Genomic DNA, 17,604 nt, shown 5'->3' with positions numbered 1-17,604 from the left:
CGCGCGCGCCGGGTTCAAAATGTCGGCGGCGTGCAGGCCGAGATCACTTCGCACGGCTTGGCGCCGATGCAGCGGAAGCGGTGCGGGCGGCGGCTTTCGAAGTAATAGGCGTCGCCGGCGTTGAGCACCCGCCGCTCGTCGTCGACCGTGACCTCGAGCCGGCCCGAGACCACGATGCCGCCTTCCTCGCCCTCATGCACCAGCGGCACCCGGCCGGTGTCGCTGCCGGGCTCGTAGCGCTCTTTCAGGATTTGCAACGCCCGGCCGAACAGGCTGTCGCCGATTTGCAGATAGGAGATCGGCTTCTTGCCGATCTCGGTCAGTTCGTCGGCGCGATAGAACGCCTTGCGCGGCCGCTCCGGCTCGATCGCGAAGAATTCGGCGAGCCCCATCGGGATCCCGTCGAGGATGCGCTTGAGGGCGCCGACCGACGGGTTCATCTGGTTGGATTCGATCAGCGAAATCGTCGAATTGGTCACGCCGGAGCGCTTGGCGAGCTCGCGCTGCGACAGCTTGTGCCGCGCGCGGATGAATCGAAGCCGACCGCCGATGTCGACGCTCATGGCAGTCCCCTTGGCAAATCCCTGTTGCAGGTGTTGCGGATCGAACAAATCTTGGCAGACCGCCTCAACAAGATCAATGGCTTGCGCTGCGGCAGAAAAGGACTTGTTGAGTGCCTGGAAGAGTGGTCCGACTAGCATCAGTCAGCAATGGAGCGCCGCCGTGACCGTTCATCAGATTCCGAACACCATCAAGACCGACTCGTTTTGGATGCCGTTCACGGCCAACCGGCAGTTCAAGAAGGCGCCGCGGCTGTTCTCCTCCGCCAAGGGCATGTACTACACCTCGGTCGACGGCCGGCAGGTGATCGACGGCTCCGCCGGCCTGTGGTGCGTCAACGCCGGCCACGGCCGCCCGCAGATCGCGGCCGCGGTCGAGCGGCAGCTGTCGACCTTGGACTTCGCGCCCTCGTTCAACATGGGTCACCCGCTGGCGTTCGATTTCGCCGAGCGGCTCGCCGAGATCGCCCCGAAGGGGCTGGATCGCGTCTTCTTCACCAATTCGGGCTCTGAATCGGTCGATACCGCACTGAAGATCGCGCTGGCCTATCACCGCGCCGCCGGCCAGCCGACCCGCACCCGTTTGATCGGCCGCGAGCGCGGCTATCACGGCGTCGGCTTCGGCGGCATGTCGGTCGGCGGTATGGTCGCCAACCGCCGCCAGTTCGCGACCCATCTGCCCGGCGTCGACCACATCCGTCATACCCACGATCTCGCCCGCAACGCCTTCGCCAAGGACCAGCCGGAGCACGGCGTCGAGCTCGCCGACGACGTCGAGCGGATGGTGGCGCTGCATGGCGCCGACACCATCGCGGCGGTGATCGTCGAGCCGGTGCCGGGCTCGACCGCAGTGCTGCCGGCGCCGAAGGGCTATCTGCAGCGCCTGCGCGAGCTCTGCACCAAGCACGGCATCCTCCTGATCTTCGACGAGGTCATCACCGGCTTCGGCCGCCTCGGCACCCCGTTCGCCGCCAACTTCTACGGCGTGACGCCCGACATGATGACGACTGCGAAGGGCATCACCAACGGCACCGTGCCGTGCGGCGCGGTGTTCACCAGCCGCCAGATCCATGACGGGCTGATGGTCGGCCCGGACAACGCCATGGAGCTGTTCCACGGCTACACCTATTCGGCACATCCGGTGGCCTGCGCGGCGGGTCTTGCCACGCTCGACATCTACAAGGACGAAGCTCTGCTGACCCGCGGCGCCTCGCTCGCCGACTACTGGCGCGATGCCCTGCATTCGCTGAAGGGCCTGCCGAACGTGGTCGACATCCGCAATCAGGGCCTGATGGGCGCGGTCGAAGTCGCGCCGCGCGATGGCGCCGTCGGTGCGCGTGGCTACGACATCATGGTCGATTGCTTCAATCGCGGCCTCTACTTCCGCATGAGCGGCGACTCGCTGGCATTGTCGCCGCCTTTGATCGTCGAGAAGTCGCACATCGACGACATCGTCTCGATCCTCGGCGACGCCATCAAGCGCGTGGCCTGATAATTGCTAGCTAGATACTAGCTAGCTCTACAAATTGCTGTCGCCGTTGCGAAGCAGAGTGGTTTCGCAGCGGCGATTGCGTTTTCGCTGCAGGATGTGAGGAAAAGTGAAGGTCCTTGTTCTCGGCAGTGGCGTGATCGGCGTCACCTCTGCCTATTACCTTGCGCGCGCCGGCCACGAGGTGACGGTGATCGACCGTCAGCCCAAGCCCGCGCTGGAAACCTCCTTTGCCAATGCCGGCGAAGTGTCGCCGGGCTACTCATCGCCGTGGGCCGGCCCCGGCGTGCCGGTCAAGGCGGTGAAGTGGCTGTTGATGAAGCACGGCCCGCTGGTGATCCGCCCCAAGCTCGATCCCGTGATGTGGCTCTGGCTCTTGAAGATGCTGCGCAACTGCACGACTGCGCGCTACGCGGTGAACAAGAGCCGGATGATCCCGATCGCGGAATACAGCCGCGACTGCCTGCAGGCGCTGCGCAGCGAGATCGGCATCCGCTATGACGAGCGTGCGCGCGGCACGCTGCAGCTGTTTCGCGAGCAGGCCCAGCTCGATCACACCGGCGACGACATCGCGGTGCTGAAGCAGTACGGCGTGCCGTTCGAGGTGCTCGGCCGCGAGGGCTGCATCGCCGCCGAGCCCGCGCTGGCCGGCGTGAAGGAAAAGTTCGCCGGCGGGCTGCGGCTGCCGCACGACGAGACCGGCGACTGCCACATGTTCACGCAGGCCCTGGCGCTGGAAGCCGAGAAGCTCGGCGTGCGCTTCAGCTTCAATGTCGGCATCGATGGACTGAATGCGGACACGACCCGGATCACCGGCGTCGCGACCAGCGCCGGGATGATGACGGCGGACGCCTATGTGCTGGCGCTCGGCAGCTATTCGCCGATCCTGCTGCGGCCGCTCGGCATCTCGCTGCCGGTCTATCCGGTCAAGGGCTATTCGATCACCGTGCCGATCAAGGACGCGTCCGGCGCGCCTGAATCGACCGTGATGGACGAGAGCTACAAGGTCGCGATCACCCGGCTCGGCGATCGCATCCGGGTCGGCGGCACCGCCGAGATCTCGGGCTATTCGACCAAGCTCTACGCCGCGCGGCGCGCGACGCTGGATCATTCGCTGACCGACCTGTTTCCGCGCGGCGGCGACCTGCCCAGGGCCACCTTCTGGTGCGGGCTGCGCCCGATGACACCGGACGGCCCGCCGGTGATCGGCGCTACGCGCTTTGCCAATCTGCACCTCAACACCGGTCATGGCACGCTCGGCTGGACCATGGCCTGCGGCTCGGGCCGGGTGCTGGCGGACATGCTCTCGGGGAAGAAGCCGAGATCGACACCAAGGAGCTGTCGATCAAGCGCTACGATGTCAGGTTCGGGTAAGCCCCATTGCCGCACGCGAGCCACTATTCGGCGGCGTTCCTGGTCACGGACGGTTCGACATCGTCGTCGCGCTTCGTTGCCGTCCAGCTCGACAGCGCATTCGAGAACCGGTCGAGATAGAGATACACGACCGGCGTCGTGAACAGCGTGAGCGCCTGGCTCACGATCAGGCCGCCGACCATCGCATAGCCGAGCGGTTGGCGGATTTCCGATCCCGTTCCGGTGCCCAGCATCAGCGGGACGCCGCCGAGCAGCGCCGCCATCGTCGTCATCATGATCGGGCGGAAGCGCAGCAGGGCCGCTTTCCGGATCGATTCACGCGGCGATAGGTGCTCGTCCCGTTCGGCGGTGATCGCGAAGTCGACCATCATGATGCCGTTCTTCTTCACGATCCCGATCAAGAGGATGATGCCGATCAGCGCGATCAGGCTGAAATCGAATCCGAACGCCATCAGGATTGCCAGCGCGCCGACCCCGGCCGACGGCAGCGTGGACAGGATCGTGAGCGGATGGATGTAGCTCTCATAGAGCACGCCGAGGATCAAGTAGACCACGACCAGCGCGGCCAGGATCAGCAGCGGCACCGAGCTCAGTGATTGCTGGAAGGCCTGCGCGGTGCCCTGGAAACTCGAGCTGAGCGTGGCTGGAGCACCGAGATCGGCGACGGCGTTCTGGATCGCATCAGTGGCCTGGCCGAGCGCCACCCCTTGCGCGAGGTTGAAGCTGATCGTGGTCGCCGGAAACTGCCCCTGGTGTGCGATCGCGAGCGGGCGCACCGGAATCGTGGTCCACTTGCAGAACACGGAGAGCGGTACCTCGTTCCCCGTGGTCGGCGACTTGATGTAGAGCTTGTTGAGCGTGTCGAGCTTGCCCTGCAATTCGGGGAGGATCTCCAGGATGACGTGATAGCTGTTGAGCTGGGTGAAGTATTGGGTCACCTGGCGCTGGCCGAACGCGTCGTACAGCGTGTCGTCGATCAATTGCGGCTGGATACCGAAGCGGGACGCGGTGTCGCGATCGATGGTCAGCGTCAGCGTCGTTCCCTCGGTCTGCTGGTCGGTGGCGACGTCGCGCAGTTCCGGCAGCGTCTTCATCCTGGCCAGAATCTTCGGCGCCCATTCGTTCAGCTCGTCGAGCTTTGCATCCTGCAGCGTGTATTCGAACTGCGTCCGCGTGGCGCGGCCGCCCAGCCGGACGTCCTGGGACGCCTGCATGTAGAGACGTGCTCCCTCGACCGCCTCGAGCTTCGGCCGCAGCCGCGTGATGATCTGCTGCGCATTCGCGTCGCGCTCCTCGCGCGGCTTCAGCGTGATGTACATGCGACCCGAATTCAGCGCGGTGCCGCCGCCGCCGATGAACTCGGCCATGCTCTCCACCGCGGGATCGGCCCGAACGATCCTGCTGAGTTCTTCCTGGTGCCGCTCCATGTCGGCGAAAGAGATATCCTGGGCCATCTCCGACACCGCGTTCAGGAAGCCATTGTCCTGTTGCGGGAAGAATCCCTTCGGAATGATCAGGAACAGATAGACCGACAGTGCGACCGTCGCGAAGAAGATGCAGAGCGTGGTCCGGCTCCAGCTCAGCGCCCGATCAAGCCCTCGCTCATAGGCATGCAGCATCCTGTCGAATGCCGCCTCGCTCCATTGGTAGAGCCGGCCGTGCCTGGTTTCACCATGCGCGCGCAGGAAGCGCGATGCCATCATCGGCGTCAGCGTCAGCGACACCACCAGGGAGACGAAGATCGCCATCGCCAAGGTCACCGCGAATTCGCGGAACAGTCGGCCGATCACGCCACCCATCAGCAGCAGCGGGATCAGCACCGCGATCAACGAGATACTGATGGACAGGATGGTAAACCCGATCTCGCCGGCGCCCTGCAATGCCGCGGCGAGCGGCCGCGCGCCCTGCTCGACGTATCGCGTGATGTTTTCCAGCATCACGATGGCATCGTCGACCACGAAGCCGACGGCGATCGTCAGTGCCATCAGCGAAAGGTTGTCGAGCGTGTAGCCGAACACCCACATCAGCGCGCAGGCGCCGAGCAGCGCGAGCGGCACGGTCACGGCGGGAATCACCGTCGCCCAGAAGCTGCGCAGGAACAGGAAGATTACCATGACGACCAGAACGATGGTGATGAGCAGCGTGATCTGCACGTCCTCGACCGCGGCGCGGATCGTCAATGTCCGGTCGCTGATGATCTTGATCTTGATGGCGGGCGGAATCGCGGCGACGAGCCTTGGAAGCTGCTCCTTGATCCTGTCGACCGTTCCGATGACGTTGGCGCCGGGTTGCTTGAAGATGACGAGGAACACGCCGCGTTTGCCGTCCGCCCAGGCGACCCGCTTCATGTCCTCCGACCCGGCGACGGCCTGGCCGATGTCGCGAATCCGCAACGGGCCGCCGTTGCGGTAGGCGATGATCACGTCATTCCAGTCCTTGGCATCCAGCAACTGATCGTTGGCGTAGATCGTGTAGGCACGGCTCGTGCCGTCGATGTTGCCCTTCGGACTGTCTGTCGTCGTGATGGCGATCTGGCCGCGGATATCTTCCAGCGAGAGCCCCTTGGCGACCAGCTTGGCGGGATCGATCTGCACGCGGATCGAAGGCTTCTGCTGCCCGCCGATGAACACCTGGGCGACGCCCGAGATCTGACTGATCTGCTGCCCGAGCTGGGCGTCGACCGCGTCGCTCACGGTGATGAGGGGCAGGGTGTCCGAGGTCGCCGACAGCAGCAGGATCGGCGAGTCCGCCGGGTTGACCTTGCGATAGGTCGGCGGCGTCGGCAGGTTCTTGGGCAACTGGCCACCTGCGGCATTGATCGCCGCCTGGATGTCATTGGCGGCGCCGTCGATGCTGCGGTTCAGATCGAACTGAATGGTGACTGCGGTCGACCCGAGCGAACTCGTCGAGGTCATCTGGGCAATGCCCGGAATCTGCGCGAATTGCCGCTCCAGCGGCTGCGCAACCGAGGAGGCCATGGTTTCCGGGCTGGCGCCGGGCAGACTTGCGGAGATCTGGATGGTCGGAAAGTCGACTTGCGGCAGCGGCGCGACCGGCAACAGGGGATAGGCGACCATTCCGACGAACAGAATGCCGGCCATCAGCAGCGAGGTGCCGATCGGGTAGCGGATAAACCGAGATGAGATGCTCTCGTTCATTTCTGCGATCCAAATGAACGGCAGGCGCATCTTTTCCCGAAGGTCGGGAGTCGTCCTCGAAAGCTCGAGCGCGAACGCGCGTTTTCCTCGCCATGGCCAATCGGCAGATCGCGGAGCTGCCTCCGCGTCTACCTGTTTTTTGCCAGCATAATCATTCCGGGGCATGCCGCGCGAATGGAAACGTCGGATCGCACATTCGACGTTCGTTCAATGGCCGGAATTCGCGTGCCGTTATCGCCGTTTGGGAAGCGTCAAAAATGTCGCTGGCGCAGAATATATCGTGGGACGACATATTATTGCGCGCGCGGTTGGCTCGACGCCACGAGGGGGCGTCATGATTGTTCAGGCGCCGCTTGTCCGGTGCAACTTGCTCGTGCAGCGGTCCTAGGCGATGTCGAACTCGTCCTGCATCCTGGTCACGATGTCGCGAAGTTCTTTTTCCTTCGCCTCATCCAGCGCGGTCTCGCGGGTGCCGCCGAGATCCCAGCTCGGCGTATAGCCCTTGAGCCGGATCAGCTTCAGGCCTGTGACACCGGATCGTCTTTCCAGTTCGGCCGTGATCTCGTGCTGCATTTGAAGTGTCTTCATCGCGCACCTCCGGGAACGCTATCCTGCTCAACAGGACAGCCAGCGTCATGTTCCTCGCGAGCGCGCGTCGGATGCATGTCCTGCCGTCCAGGAACGTCCGCCTTGCGGTCCACGTTGCTTCCGGTCGAACCAGGAAAGGACCTCACATGAAGAAACTGGCAACGATCGGATTGGCTGCGGCCATGATGCTGTCCACCCCGCTCGCCTTTGCGCAGGGTGGCGGCGGCGGTGGGGGCGGCGCCGGTGGAGGATCGGCCGGCGGCGCGAGTGCAGGGGCGGGGACCGGAAACTCCGGCACAGGAACCGGCACCGGCGGCACCACCGGGACGGGAACAGGCTCGGGAATGAGCAATCCGCCCGGCAGCACGACCGGCAACATGAACAACCCAGGCACCTCGACGCCGAACTACTCGACCGACCCGAACAACAATCCCGCGACCGGGACCGGGACATCGAACCTGCCCGGCAACAACAGCGGAACGCGGACCAATCCGCGGTGATCGCGAAAGCCCCGCCTCAGTGCGGGGCTTTTCGTTACGGCGCGATGGGCAACGAAAAAGCCCGGCACGATGGCCGGGCCGGATCGCGAATATGAACAGATATGTATGTACCAGGCTTGGCAATGCGACGATCTAACCGAATGCCAACCTGATCGTCTGTGCACTTTAGCACACTTGCGCGGCCACCGTGCTCAGCGACCGCAGCCATCGCATCCGGCGCGGGCCTATGCGGCTCATATGCCGTAGAGCCCGCGGCGCTCTCGAATTCATATCCCGCCCTGAAGATATTGAGCCCGACGCAGACACTCTCGCGTGCAGGCCAGACCGTTGAGGTTCGGCCGCGAGCGCGGCAGCGAACCGAAAGGTGATGTCATGTCTTCGCTTCAGATTGCTATCGGCGACCGGATCATCGAGCCGATGATCGCGCTTGCCGGCTGCACGACGCAACAGCGCATCGTCGTGGCCGGCACGAGGAGCATGGAATTGATGTTCGAGCTGCAGCGGCGCGGCTACGCGCGCGCGGCGGCGTCGGGCAATTGCGGCCGCCCCGCCGGTCAGTACGACGTTGCGCTGGTCGATTGGCGGCGGCGCACGCTTCTCTCGCTCGAGCCGGCGCTGGACTGGTTGACGAATGTCCTTAGCGCCCGTGCGGTGCTGGTGGTGTGGGTCGATGCCCAGAAGCCCTCGGCCAACCAAAGCCTGCGAGCGTCGCTGGAGCGGCGCGGCTTCGTCGTCGAGCAGGGCATCGTGCATCAGTACGGCTGCGCGCTGTCGGCACGGAGGTCGCAAGCCCATCCGCTGCAGCTTGCGGCCTGACGCGCTGAACGCGGCTTATCGCGAGGGGAAATCACCATGTCCAAGGTGCGACGCGCCGTGATCCGCGATTGGATGTTGCTGGCGCGCGAGAAACGGCAATCCAGCGAGCAGGCGGCCGCCTTTGCAACGGCGTCGCCGCAGCGGCACGACCTGCCGCGCAGCAGCCGTCGAACACCGCATGAAATCATCATGCGGTGGCTGCGGCCACGCACCGGACGTCCTTGAGCGGTGGCCGCCGCCATCGTGGGGCGGGCGGCAATCAACAGCAGAGCGATCGATGCGTGCCCATGAGTTTGAGCTGCCCCAGCATGCGCCTCGCGGCGCGGAGGATCTTGTTGCCGAAATCGCGAGGTCAACGTCCGACGCTGCGGCCCGCAGCGCCGCGGCGCTCGCGCTGGTGTATTGCGACATCATCGCGGGCGAGGGACCCACGGTGGCCGGCCGGGCGCATTTCTCGCGAACGATCGACGCCGCCGACGCCGCGCTATGTGCGCGCATCCTCTGTGCCGCCGGTCGCGCCGGACATTCGGTCAGTCGCGCCGAAGCCGACGCGCTGTTCGCGATCGATGCGGTCGGGAGCGAACGGGTCGATGACGGACGTTTCGACGACCTGCTTGCCAAGGCGGTGCTGCATCATCTGATGGGCGCCGCCGGCACAACCATTCCCGGCCGCGAGCAGGCGCTGGCCCGCGACAATCCGCTGGATGACTGGGGGGCGGCGATCGTGCTGGCTGCGGAACCGCGATCCTGGCTCGCCGGTCATCTTGACTGGATGAAGCCGTCATCCCCCGCCGCGCGCACCATCGATGCGGTGCTTCATGTCAATCCGGCAGGACCCCGGCTGCCGCTCGGCATCCTCTTCAACATGGAGGCCTGAACAAGCATAGCCCGTTGAGCCAACGGGTCGCGCGATGGCCCGCCGATGACAGGCTCCGCGACATCCGGGGCAGTCGGTCCCGCATGTCGCTGCGCTCATGCGGGCTACGATGGGTAAGGTCAGCGCGACGGCTTTGGGTTGGCTTTCTTCGCAGGCTTCGCCGTTGTGCCGACCGGCTGCACCCGCAAGCCGTCCACGAATACGTCCAACAGCCGGAGCGCAGTGGTCTGCCAGCCGGGCTGGTCGTGCATGTAGCACATGCCGATCAGCGCCCGCAGCACGTCCTCGGCGCTGATGTCGCCACGGATCGCACCGGCCGCGACCGCGCGCGCGAGCAGGGTGCCGATCGCCTTGGTCAGGCGGTCGAACGAATAGGCGTGCAGCTCGGTCGAGCCGTGAGCGACCAGCGCCAGTGCTGCGACCATGCCCTTCTTGGTGGCGACGAATTCCACGTTAGCGCGCAGCCAGCGCCGCAGCGCCTCGACCGGCTCGGGCGCGCATTGCAGTTGCTCGGCCAGATCGCCGAGCTGCTCGACCTCGCGGCGGTAGACCGCCTCATAGAGCGCTTCGCGCGTTGGGAAGTGGCGATAGAGCGTGCCGATGCCGACGCCGGCATGGCGCGCCACCGCCTCGAGACTCGCCTCGCTGCCGCCGGCCGAGAACACGGCCTTGGCCGCTTCCAGCACGCGCTCGCGATTGCGCACGGCGTCGGCGCGGGGCTTGCGTGCAATTTCTGGTGATCGAGCGGCCATCGCTTTTTCTTTCACCCTCCCTTGTAAACGGAGGATGCCTCCGTATATGGCGACCAGCACCGGGCCTGACAAGGCGCGCCGATCCTGCATCGGCGGCCACGGGCTTCCGTTGCCTCGATTCAAACCGACCATACACGGATCGGAGCCCTGCATGAATCTCCCACTCAGCCTCACTATCAACGGTGTCCGCCGGGAAATTGCCCTCGACGACCCCCGCGTAACCCTGCTCGACCTGTTGCGCGAGCGGCTCGACCTCACCGGTACCAAGAAGGGATGCGACCGCGGCCAGTGTGGCGCGTGCACCGTCCTGGTCGATGGCCGCCGCATCAATTCCTGCCTCGCGCTTGCCGTCAGCCATGACGGCGCCGAGATCACAACCATCGAAGGCGTCGCGCGCGGCGACCAGCTGCATCCGGTGCAGGCCGCCTTCATCGCCCATGACGGCTTCCAGTGCGGCTTCTGCACGCCGGGCCAGATCATGAGCGGCATCGGCCTGATCCAGGAAGGCCAGGCCGGCGACGATCCGGAGCGCGTGCGCGAATGCATGAGCGGCAATCTGTGCCGCTGCGGGGCCTATCAAGGAATCACCGAGGCCGTGCTCGAGGCGCAGGCCGACATCAACGCGACCAAGCAGAGGCGCTCCGCATGATGAACTTCGATTATGTCAGGCCGGCCAGCGTCGCGGACGCGATCGCGGCGGCATCCGAGAAGGGCGCGAGCTATCTCGCCTCCGGCACCAATCTGCTCGACCTGATGAAGGGCGGCGTCAGCCGGCCGAGCCTTCTCGTCGACGTCACGCGTCTGCCGGGGCTCGACCGCATCGAGCATCTGGCCGACGGCGGCTTGCGGATCGGCGCGCTGGTGCGCAATGCCGATCTCGCGCATGATGCGGAGTTTGCGTGCGACTATCCGGCGGTCGCCGAGGCGTTGCTGTCGGGCGCGTCCGCCCAGCTGCGCAATGCCGCGACCGTCGGCGGCAACCTGATGCAGCGAACGCGCTGCGCCTATTTCTACGACGCCGGCAGCGCCTGCAACCGGCGCTGGCCGGGCGCCGGTTGCGACGCGCTGAAGGGCGAGAACCGCCTGCACGCGGTGCTCGGCTGGAGCGAGGGCTGCATCGCAACCCATCCGTCGGATTTCTGCGTGCCGCTGGTCGCGTTCGACGCCGTCGTCGAGATCGAGGGCAAGACCGGCCGGCGCGAGCTGCCGCTCGGGGCGCTGCACCGTCTGCCGGGCGAGACGCCGGAGCGCGAGACCGCGCTGGAGCGCGGCGACCTGATCGTCGCGCTGCGGCTGCCGGCCGAAGCGCAAGGCTTCTCCGGGCATGCCCGCTACATCAAGGTGCGCGAGCGCACGTCCTACGCGTTCGCGGTGGTCTCGGCCGCGGCCGGCTTGCGCATCAAGGATGGAAAGATCCGCGAGGCGCGGCTGGCGCTCGGCGGCGTCGCGGCAAAGCCGTGGCGAGCGCGCGAGGCCGAGCAGGTGCTCGCGGGCGCCGCGCCGGATGCGGCGACCTATCGCGAGGCCGCGCGCGCCGCGCTCGCGGGCGCAAAACCGTCCGGCGACAACGCCTTCAAGATCGAGCTCGCGCAGCGCATCGTCGTGCGCGCGCTCACCCTTGCTGCTGCAGGCACGCCGGATCGCATTCCCGCGCTGCCGGGCTCTCCCTTCTCATCCGTTGCAGGAGCGTAACGCATGACGGCTGAACTCGATCTGACCCGCGACCCCGCCCATCTCAGGCACGGCTCGAATATCGGCCAGCCGCTGACCCGCACCGACGGCACGCTGAAGGTGACCGGCAAGGCCCGCTATGCCGCCGACGATCATCCGCCCGGCATGGTCTATGCCGTGATCGCGACCAGCTGCATCGCGCGCGGCCGCGTCACCGCGCTCGACGTCGCCGCCGCCAAGCGCCACCCCGGCGTCATCGACGTGATGACGCCGGCGCACAAGCCGGAGCTCGCCGAAGACCCCGACGCCAAGGGCAATCCGTTCGCCTTCCGCATGGAGCTCTTGCAGAGCGACGAGGTGCGCTACGCCAACCAAGCGATCGCGGTCGTGATCGCCGAGACGCTGGAGGCCGCCACCGAGGGCGCCGCGCTGCTGTCGCCGCGCTATCAGGTCGAGATCGCGCGTGTCGGTCTCGACGCCGGCGAAGCCTACGCGCCGCCGGTGGTCGGCATCGGTAATCCCGCCGAAGTCCGGCACGGCGATATCGATGCTGGCCTTGCCGCGGCATCGAAGCGGATCGACGCAACTTACGAGACGCCGGCGCAGTATCACAACGCGATGGAGCCGCACGCGATCGTCGCGGTGTGGGACGGCGATCGCTTGTTCCTCGACACGCCGAGCCAGGGCATGGCGATGGCGCAGATGCGGATCGGCGGCCTGTTCGGCATTCCGCCCGGCAACATCCACATCAACAGCCCGTTCCTCGGCGGCGGCTTCGGCTCCAAGGGCCTGGTCTCCGGGCCGCAGGTGCTCGGCGTCATGGCGGCGAAACTGGTCGGACGTCCGGTCAAGCTGGTGCTGCGGCGGAGCCAGATGTACGGCCCGGTCGGCCATCGTCCGCAGACCCGCCAGCGCATCCGGATCGGCACTGGTGACAACGGCCTGCTGACCGCACTTGATCACGAGGCGCGCGTCACGACGTCGAGCTTCGACGATTTCTACGAGCCTGCGGCGGACGCCTCGCACACGCTCTATGCCAGCCCGGCGATCCGCACCGCGCATGAGGCGGTGCGCGTCGACACCGGCACGCCGCTGTTCATGCGCGCGCCGGGCGAGGCCACCGGATCGATCGCGCTGGAAAGCGCGGTCGACGAGGCGGCGTTCGCCTGCGGCATCGATCCCCTGGAATTCCGGCTGAAGAACTATGCCGAGGTCGAGCCGACCACCGGCAAGCCGTTTTCCTCCAAGGCGCTGCGGCAGTGCTACGCCAAGGCGGCCGAACGTTTCGGCTGGGCGGGCCGTCCGCTGCAGCCAAGGCAGATGCGTGACGAGAACGGCTTTCTGGTCGGATGGGGCATGGGCACCGCGACATTCCCGGCGCTGATGTTCCAGGGCAATGCCCGGGCCGTGATCCGCGCCGACGGACGCGGCGTGATGGAGAGCGGCGCGCATGACATGGGGCAGGGCGCCTGGACCGCGCTCACGCAAATCTCGGCCGATGCGCTGGCGCTTGATCTCGAGCAGATCTCGTTCCTGTCGGGCACGTCGGACCTGCCGGATGCCGGCATCGCCGGCGGCTCCGCGCACACCGCAACGGTCGGTGCCGCGATCCACAATGCCGGTGCGGCGGTGATCGCAAAACTCGCCGAGCTTGCGACCTCCGATGAGCGCTCGCCGCTGTTCGGCGCCGGCAATGCCGGCGTGGTGGCGCGGGCCGGGCGGCTCCATCGCCGCGACGATGATGCGCGCAGCGAAAGCTACGCCGAGATCCTGGCGCGCGCCGGCGTTGCCGAGGTCGAGGCCTCCGGCACGGGTGCGGCCGATCCGGCGGCGCAATCGCAATATGCAATGCACGCGCATGGCGCTGTCTTCGCCGAGGTGAAGGTCGATCCGGAGCTCGGCCAGATCCGCGCCACGCGGCTGGTTGGCGCGTTCGCCGCAGGGCGCATCATCAATCCATTGATGGTGCAGAGCCAGCTGCGCGGCGGCATGATCTGGGGCCTTTCCTTCGCCCTGCACGAGGAGGCGGTGATGGACAAGCGGTCCGGCCGCATCCTGAATGCGAACCTTGCCGAGTATCATGTGCCCGTGAATGCCGACGTGCCGCCGATGGAGGTGATCACGGTCGACGAGCACGATCCCCATGTGAACCCGCTCGGCATCAAGGGCGTCGGCGAGATCGGCATCACCGGCAGCGCCGGCGCCGTTGCCAACGCCGTCTTCCACGCCACCGGCATCCGCGTGCGGAATTTCCCGATCAAGATCGAGGAAGTGGTGATGGGGTTGAGGTGATGCGGCTCGACGTGAGGGCTCCGTAATAACAGGTGTCGTCCCGGCGAAAGCCGGGACCCATAACCACGAATGTGAGTTATGGCAGGAGCTGGGCCGCTTCCCCTTGGACAATCAAGGTTGGTGGTAATGGGTCCCGGCCCCCGTGCGCAATTGCGCACTAGGCCGGGACGACGCTGGATGGTTTTCGCCGGGACGACGGCGGAGGGAGATGGGCCGTCACCCCGCCGCCGTCACGCAATTCACCCACAGCACCACGGCCTTCGCATCGCGCGCGGGATTGGAGAACCGGTGCGGCCTCCGGCTCGCGAATCTGAAGCTGTCGCCTTGCTTCAGAGTCCAGGTCTCCGTGTCCACCGTCAGCGTCATCTCGCCCTGGAGCACGAGGCCGGCCTCTTCGCCGTCATGGGTATAGAACTCGTCGCCGGTGTTGCCGCCGGGCTCGAGATGCACCAGGAACAGGTTGAGCCGGCTCTCGCTGCCGGCCGGGCTCAGCAGCTGCTTTGAAATTCCCGTGCGCCACAGCTTCAGCTCGGCGCGCTGCACCTCGCGGGTCACGATGCCGCCGGCGCCGTCATCCCTGGGCGTCGCGCCGAACAGCGCGGCGATGCCGACGCCGAGTACGTCGGCCAATGTCGCCACCACGCGCAGCGAGGGCGACGACAGGCCGCGCTCGATCTGGCTGATGAAGCCGATCGACAAATCGGTGCGCGCGGCGACCACCTCCAGCGACATTTCCTTGCTGCGGCGCAGGTCGCGGATGCGGCGTCCGACCGCGAGATCCATCGCCGGCTCCGCCGGCTTGCCGGCCGGTTTCCTGGCCGGTTTCTTGGCCGCGCGGCGTGCCGTTGCGGGCTTCGCTGCCGCGCCTTTACGCATTCTCTTGCCGCCGCTCACGTCAGTCCGCTTCCTTCATGTGCATGAAAACCGCTTGCATTGGCCGCGGTTTCGTGACCACAATTTCATATTGGTGAAAATAGGCCGGAACGGCGTCGACCGCAACCAAAAGCCCGAAACGCGCGGGCGATGCGGCGCCAAGGCCAGCTTCGGGAGGTGTTGCGATGTCGTTTCAGCGTCTCGTCCAGGCCGCGGTGGCGGCGCTTGCCCTTGCCTTGAGCGCGCCGTCAGGGGCGCAGCAGGTGCTGAAGGTCGGCTCGACCCCGACCGGCATTCCCTTCACCTTCCTCGACACCAAGACCAATTCGATCCAGGGTATCATGGTCGATCTCGCCACCGAGATCGGCAAGGATGCCGGCTTTACCGTGCAGATCGAGCCGATGCAGTTCTCGGCGCTGATCCCTTCGCTGACCGCGAACAAGATCGACATCATTGCCGCCGCGATGTTCGCCACCGCCGCGCGCAAGGAGGTGATCGACTTCTCCGAGCCGGTCTACACCTATGGTGAAGGTTTGGTGGTGCCGAAGGCCGACACCAAGGCCTATGCCTCGCAGGAGGATCTGAAGGGCACCGTGGTCGGCGCCCAGGTCGGCACGGCGTTCGTCGATGCGCTGAAGAAGACCGGGCTGTTCAGCGAGGTCAAGGTCTACGATACCATTCCCGACATCCTGCGCGACGTGAATGCCGGCCGCCTCAAGGCCGGCTTCGCCGACTATCCGATCCTCGCCTACAATCTGCAGCAGGGCAATTTCGCCGACGTCCGTTTGGTCGACGGCTACAAGCCGGTCACCGTCGGCACCGTCGCGATCGGTGTCCGCAAGAGCGACACGGAGCTGCTCGCGAAGATCAATGCCTCGCTCGCCAAGCTGAAGGCGAACGGCACGATCGCCAAGATCTTAGAAAAGTGGGGCCAGAAGGCCAACGCATCGTGAGTATTCATGTCCCGAAGTGATCCGTCACCCTGAGGTGCGAGCGAAGCGAGCCTCGAAGGGTCGACGGCCACCAGCCGGGCCGTACATCCTTCGAGACGCGGCGAAGACGCCGCTCCTCAGGATGACGGAGGTAACGTTCGAATAGTGTCGGGACTGGATACGTTTGAGCCGATGCAAAAATTCTTCCATGACGCCGTCGAGTTCGTGCCGATCCTGCTGCAGGGTGTCTCGCTGACCATCGTCGTCACCATCGGCTCGCTGTTGCTGTCGACCGTGCTCGGGCTGGTGTGGGCCTTGATGCGGGTGTCCGGCATCGGCGTCCTGGTCGGGCTCAGCGCCTCGTTGATCAACGTGATCCGCGGCATCCCGATCATCGTGCTGCTGTTCTACATCTATTTCGTGATGCCCGATTTCGGCATCGCGCTGTCGGCGCTGCAGGCCGCGATCATCGGACTCGGCATCGCCTATTCGGCCTATCAGGCAGAAAATTTCCGCGCCGGCATCGAGGCGATCGACAAGGGGCAGATCGAGGCAGCGCAGACCATCGGAATGGGCTGGTGGCTCACCATGCGCCGCGTGGTGCTGCCGCAGGCGGTTCGGATCATCCTGCCACCCTACGGCAACATCATGATCATGATGCTGAAGGATTCCTCGCAGGCGTCCACCATCACGGTCGCCGAACTGGCGCTGCAGGGCAAGCTGATCGCATCCTCGACCTTCAAGAACACCAGCGTGTTCACCCTGGTGGCGCTGATGTATCTCACCATGAGCATCCCGCTCATCCTGCTGGTTCGGCACTTCGAGAACAAGGCGAACCGCAAATGATCGAGCTCCGCGACGTCCACAAGAGCTTTGGCAAGGTCGAGGTGCTGAAGGGCATCACCGCCTCCGTCGCGAGGAGCGAGGTGGTCTGCATCATCGGCCCGTCCGGCTCCGGCAAGTCGACCATCCTGCGCTGCATCAACGGGCTCGAGAGCTACGATCGCGGCGAGATCAACGTCGAGGGCGCGCGCGTCGACAGCAGTGACCGCTCGATCGTGGCGATCCGCACCCAGGTCTCGATGGTGTTCCAGCGCTTCAACCTGTTCCCGCATCGCACCGCCCTCGAGAACGTCATCGAGGGGCCGCTTTACGTGAAGAAGGAGCCGCGCGAGCAGGCGATCGCCCGCGGCCGCGCGCTGCTCGCGCAGGTCGGGCTCGCCGACAAGGCCGAGGTGCACCCGCCAAAACTCTCCGGCGGCCAGCAGCAGCGCGTTGCGATCGCGCGGGCGCTGGCGATGCAGCCGAAGGCGATCCTGTTTGACGAGCCGACCTCCGCGCTCGATCCGGAGCTGGTCGGCGAAGTGCTGTCGGTGATGCGCAAGCTCGCCGACGACGGCATGACCATGGTCGTCGTTACCCATGAGATGGGCTTTGCCCGCGACGTCGCCGACCGCGTGCTGTTCATCGACGGCGGCGTCATCGTCGAGCAGGGCGCCGCCAAATCCGTCCTCAACCAACCCCAGCACCCGCGCACCCAGGATTTCCTCCGCCGCGTGCTGCATCCGCTGTGATCGGTTCGTGATGCTGCTTGGTCAGGCCGTTTTAGCATCGATGGTCTACCTCTCCCCTTGTGGGAGAGGTCGGATTGCATCGTTAGATGCAATCCGGGTGAGGGGTTACGCGCTCTCGTGGGACCTGAATCCCTCACCCGGCGCTGCG

Annotated in this window: 16 protein-coding genes and 1 pseudogene; 12 read left to right on the top strand and 5 right to left on the bottom strand. The window is 65.8% G+C overall.

The genetic code is table 11. From position 1 onward, the window contains the following. Positions 1 to 14: 14 nt before the first annotated feature. Positions 15 to 563, bottom strand: a complete 549-nt coding sequence (locus tag ACSKB9_RS13820) for a cupin domain-containing protein (protein ID WP_018273259.1) — start codon at positions 561 to 563, stop codon at positions 15 to 17. Positions 564 to 723: 160 nt separating this feature from the next. On the opposite strand from ACSKB9_RS13820, the gene ACSKB9_RS13815 reads away from it, so the two are divergent. Both ACSKB9_RS13815 and ACSKB9_RS13810 read left to right on the top strand, forming a co-directional pair. Further along, a complete protein-coding gene (locus ACSKB9_RS13815) occupies positions 724 to 2,052 on the top strand; it encodes an aspartate aminotransferase family protein (protein ID WP_438073774.1) in 1,329 nt (442 codons plus the stop codon). A 106-nt stretch (positions 2,053 to 2,158) separates the two neighbouring features. Next, positions 2,159 to 3,423, top strand: a pseudogene (locus ACSKB9_RS13810) (D-amino acid dehydrogenase). 23 nt (positions 3,424 to 3,446) lie between these two features. Here ACSKB9_RS13810 and ACSKB9_RS13805 read toward each other — a convergent pair. Both ACSKB9_RS13805 and ACSKB9_RS13800 read right to left on the bottom strand, forming a co-directional pair. Beyond that, positions 3,447 to 6,581, bottom strand: coding sequence for a multidrug efflux RND transporter permease subunit (locus tag ACSKB9_RS13805; RefSeq protein WP_438073772.1), 3,135 nt, complete (start codon positions 6,579 to 6,581; stop codon positions 3,447 to 3,449). Between the two features lie 384 nt (positions 6,582 to 6,965). Next, positions 6,966 to 7,169, bottom strand: a complete 204-nt coding sequence (locus ACSKB9_RS13800) for a hypothetical protein (RefSeq protein ID WP_016844551.1) — start codon at positions 7,167 to 7,169, stop codon at positions 6,966 to 6,968. A gap of 146 nt (positions 7,170 to 7,315) precedes the next feature. Here ACSKB9_RS13800 and ACSKB9_RS13795 point away from each other — a divergent pair, with 146 nt between their 5' ends. The 4 genes from ACSKB9_RS13795 (at position 7,316) to ACSKB9_RS13780 (ending at position 9,362) form a co-directional block, all read left to right on the top strand. Next, positions 7,316 to 7,669 (top strand): hypothetical protein, encoded by a 354-nt coding sequence (locus ACSKB9_RS13795; protein ID WP_438073770.1) that lies wholly within the window; start codon positions 7,316 to 7,318, stop codon positions 7,667 to 7,669. A gap of 372 nt (positions 7,670 to 8,041) precedes the next feature. Then, the gene (locus ACSKB9_RS13790; RefSeq protein WP_253607315.1) at positions 8,042 to 8,485 is read left to right on the top strand and encodes a hypothetical protein; all 444 of its coding nucleotides are present in this window, start codon (positions 8,042 to 8,044) and stop codon (positions 8,483 to 8,485) included. Positions 8,486 to 8,521: 36 nt separating this feature from the next. Continuing rightward, positions 8,522 to 8,710: a hypothetical protein gene (locus ACSKB9_RS13785; protein WP_438073768.1), complete on the top strand. Its 189-nt coding sequence runs from the start codon at positions 8,522 to 8,524 to the stop codon at positions 8,708 to 8,710. A gap of 52 nt (positions 8,711 to 8,762) precedes the next feature. Further along, the gene (locus ACSKB9_RS13780) at positions 8,763 to 9,362 is read left to right on the top strand and encodes a hypothetical protein (RefSeq protein WP_438073766.1); all 600 of its coding nucleotides are present in this window, start codon (positions 8,763 to 8,765) and stop codon (positions 9,360 to 9,362) included. A 119-nt stretch (positions 9,363 to 9,481) separates the two neighbouring features. On the opposite strand, the gene ACSKB9_RS13775 is transcribed toward ACSKB9_RS13780, so the two are convergent. Then, positions 9,482 to 10,114: a TetR/AcrR family transcriptional regulator gene (locus ACSKB9_RS13775; RefSeq protein ID WP_076824361.1), complete on the bottom strand. Its 633-nt coding sequence runs from the start codon at positions 10,112 to 10,114 to the stop codon at positions 9,482 to 9,484. Between the two features lie 151 nt (positions 10,115 to 10,265). On the opposite strand from ACSKB9_RS13775, the gene ACSKB9_RS13770 reads away from it, so the two are divergent. From ACSKB9_RS13770 to ACSKB9_RS13760, 3 genes are read left to right on the top strand one after another with little or no spacing between them, the layout of a single operon-like run. After that, positions 10,266 to 10,763 (top strand): (2Fe-2S)-binding protein, encoded by a 498-nt coding sequence (locus ACSKB9_RS13770; RefSeq protein WP_057015174.1) that lies wholly within the window; start codon positions 10,266 to 10,268, stop codon positions 10,761 to 10,763. Further along, positions 10,760 to 11,806 (top strand): FAD binding domain-containing protein, encoded by a 1,047-nt coding sequence (locus ACSKB9_RS13765; RefSeq protein WP_438073764.1) that lies wholly within the window; start codon positions 10,760 to 10,762, stop codon positions 11,804 to 11,806. Before ACSKB9_RS13770 ends, ACSKB9_RS13765 begins: the two co-directional genes overlap by 4 nt. Before the next feature lie 3 nt (positions 11,807 to 11,809). After that, on the top strand, positions 11,810 to 14,077 hold the full coding sequence (locus ACSKB9_RS13760; protein ID WP_438073762.1) for a xanthine dehydrogenase family protein molybdopterin-binding subunit: 2,268 nt from the start codon (positions 11,810 to 11,812) through the stop codon (positions 14,075 to 14,077). A gap of 216 nt (positions 14,078 to 14,293) precedes the next feature. Here the strand turns inward: ACSKB9_RS13760 and ACSKB9_RS13755 are convergent, their stop codons facing one another. After that, entirely contained in the window at positions 14,294 to 14,953 is a 660-nt protein-coding gene (locus tag ACSKB9_RS13755) for a cupin domain-containing protein (protein ID WP_438073760.1), read from the bottom strand. A 182-nt stretch (positions 14,954 to 15,135) separates the two neighbouring features. On the opposite strand from ACSKB9_RS13755, the gene ACSKB9_RS13750 reads away from it, so the two are divergent. The 3 genes from ACSKB9_RS13750 (at position 15,136) to ACSKB9_RS13740 (ending at position 17,456) form a co-directional block, all read left to right on the top strand. Further along, complete coding sequence (locus ACSKB9_RS13750) at positions 15,136 to 15,903, top strand: ABC transporter substrate-binding protein (protein WP_253607322.1); 768 nt, start codon at positions 15,136 to 15,138, stop codon at positions 15,901 to 15,903. 171 nt (positions 15,904 to 16,074) lie between these two features. Beyond that, the gene (locus ACSKB9_RS13745; RefSeq protein WP_438073758.1) at positions 16,075 to 16,728 is read left to right on the top strand and encodes an amino acid ABC transporter permease; all 654 of its coding nucleotides are present in this window, start codon (positions 16,075 to 16,077) and stop codon (positions 16,726 to 16,728) included. After that, the gene (locus ACSKB9_RS13740; RefSeq protein ID WP_438073756.1) at positions 16,725 to 17,456 is read left to right on the top strand and encodes an amino acid ABC transporter ATP-binding protein; all 732 of its coding nucleotides are present in this window, start codon (positions 16,725 to 16,727) and stop codon (positions 17,454 to 17,456) included. Before ACSKB9_RS13745 ends, ACSKB9_RS13740 begins: the two co-directional genes overlap by 4 nt. The last annotated feature ends 148 nt before the right edge of the window (positions 17,457 to 17,604 follow it).

The organism is Bradyrhizobium sp. BR 1433 (assembly GCF_051547665.1).
Classification (GTDB): domain Bacteria; phylum Pseudomonadota; class Alphaproteobacteria; order Rhizobiales; family Xanthobacteraceae; genus Bradyrhizobium; species Bradyrhizobium australafricanum.
This window is presented reverse-complemented; position numbering and strand designations above follow the sequence as displayed.

What these genes read in the sequence shown, in the direction of transcription:
- ACSKB9_RS13780 (WP_438073766.1), top strand. Translation starts at nt 8,763, where the DNA reads ATGCGTGCCCATGAGTTTGAGCTGCCCCAGCATGCGCCTCGCGGCGCG.
- ACSKB9_RS13755 (WP_438073760.1), bottom strand. Translation starts at nt 14,953, where the DNA reads ATGCGTAAAGGCGCGGCAGCGAAGCCCGCAACGGCACGCCGCGCGGCC.
- ACSKB9_RS13740 (WP_438073756.1), top strand. Translation starts at nt 16,725, where the DNA reads ATGATCGAGCTCCGCGACGTCCACAAGAGCTTTGGCAAGGTCGAGGTG.
- ACSKB9_RS13750 (WP_253607322.1), top strand. Translation starts at nt 15,136, where the DNA reads ATGTCGTTTCAGCGTCTCGTCCAGGCCGCGGTGGCGGCGCTTGCCCTT.
- ACSKB9_RS13790 (WP_253607315.1), top strand. Translation starts at nt 8,042, where the DNA reads ATGTCTTCGCTTCAGATTGCTATCGGCGACCGGATCATCGAGCCGATG.
- ACSKB9_RS13775 (WP_076824361.1), bottom strand. Translation starts at nt 10,114, where the DNA reads ATGGCCGCTCGATCACCAGAAATTGCACGCAAGCCCCGCGCCGACGCC.
- ACSKB9_RS13765 (WP_438073764.1), top strand. Translation starts at nt 10,760, where the DNA reads ATGATGAACTTCGATTATGTCAGGCCGGCCAGCGTCGCGGACGCGATC.
- ACSKB9_RS13795 (WP_438073770.1), top strand. Translation starts at nt 7,316, where the DNA reads ATGAAGAAACTGGCAACGATCGGATTGGCTGCGGCCATGATGCTGTCC.
- ACSKB9_RS13770 (WP_057015174.1), top strand. Translation starts at nt 10,266, where the DNA reads ATGAATCTCCCACTCAGCCTCACTATCAACGGTGTCCGCCGGGAAATT.
- ACSKB9_RS13800 (WP_016844551.1), bottom strand. Translation starts at nt 7,169, where the DNA reads ATGAAGACACTTCAAATGCAGCACGAGATCACGGCCGAACTGGAAAGA.
- ACSKB9_RS13760 (WP_438073762.1), top strand. Translation starts at nt 11,810, where the DNA reads ATGACGGCTGAACTCGATCTGACCCGCGACCCCGCCCATCTCAGGCAC.
- ACSKB9_RS13785 (WP_438073768.1), top strand. Translation starts at nt 8,522, where the DNA reads ATGTCCAAGGTGCGACGCGCCGTGATCCGCGATTGGATGTTGCTGGCG.
- ACSKB9_RS13805 (WP_438073772.1), bottom strand. Translation starts at nt 6,581, where the DNA reads ATGAACGAGAGCATCTCATCTCGGTTTATCCGCTACCCGATCGGCACC.
- ACSKB9_RS13745 (WP_438073758.1), top strand. Translation starts at nt 16,075, where the DNA reads ATGCAAAAATTCTTCCATGACGCCGTCGAGTTCGTGCCGATCCTGCTG.
- ACSKB9_RS13820 (WP_018273259.1), bottom strand. Translation starts at nt 563, where the DNA reads ATGAGCGTCGACATCGGCGGTCGGCTTCGATTCATCCGCGCGCGGCAC.